Annotated in this window: 1 protein-coding gene; it reads right to left on the bottom strand. The window is 74.4% G+C overall.

Annotation, left to right across the window (positions count from 1 at the left end; genetic code table 11):
• On the bottom strand, positions 1-694 hold a 694-nt coding region (locus tag DEO23_RS15885), incomplete at its 3' end, for a LacI family DNA-binding transcriptional regulator (RefSeq protein ID WP_109277010.1).
• Between the last annotated feature and the right edge of the window lie 126 nt (positions 695-820).

Below are 820 nucleotides of genomic sequence, written 5' to 3'. Positions count from 1 at the left end.
CGATGCGGTGGGCGGAGCGTGCCGACCAGTCGCCGGGAGCGGTGCATCCGCCGTCCGCCTCGAGGTCGTCCAGCGCCTCCTCGAACCCGGCACGGCGGGTCCTCGCGTCGAACCAGTCGGGCGGGCCCGGCACGTGGAGGATGCGCCGCCTCCCCTGCTCGACGAGATGCGCGACGACGTCGCGGGCGCCGCGGGCCTGGTCGACCCCCACGACCTCGAGCCCCGAGGCGTCGCGCGGGCCGGAGGAGACCGAGAGCACCGGGGTGGTGCGCGCCGCGGAGGCGGCGACGGGGATCATCCCGTCGTGCCCGGCGACCACGATGATGCCGTCGACGCCCGAGCCGACCAGGTCGGAAGCGACCCGCTCGTGCCGCTCACCGGGTGCGACGGTGGCCAGCAGCGTCGAGTAGCCGGCTTCGCGCGCGGCCCGTTCGATGGCGGCGGTGGTCTCGGCCGGGCCGAACAGCGAGGAGCCGTCGGAGAGCACCCCGACGAGGGAGGACCGGGTGGTCTTGAGGGCGCGGGCCGCCATGTTGCGGGCGTAGCCCAGGTGGTCGATGGCCTCGAGCACGCGGTCGCGGGTCTCGGGCCGCACGATCCCTGGCTCGTTGAGGACGCGCGAGACCGTCTGGTACGAGACGCCGGCTCGCGCCGCGACGTCCGTCATCGACGGCCGACGGGAAGTCCTGGTCATGGCGCCTTCCAGGGTGGAGCGGTGCAGGTGCGGCGGGCCCCTCGCGGAGCCGTCCGGAGAACGTTACGGGCTCGTGACCTCCAGGGAGGCGCGGGGGCTTGCGCGACGTGGCGATGTGAACGTTAT

Source organism: Brachybacterium endophyticum, from assembly GCF_003130585.1.
Classification (GTDB): domain Bacteria; phylum Actinomycetota; class Actinomycetes; order Actinomycetales; family Dermabacteraceae; genus Brachybacterium; species Brachybacterium endophyticum.
This window is presented reverse-complemented; position numbering and strand designations above follow the sequence as displayed.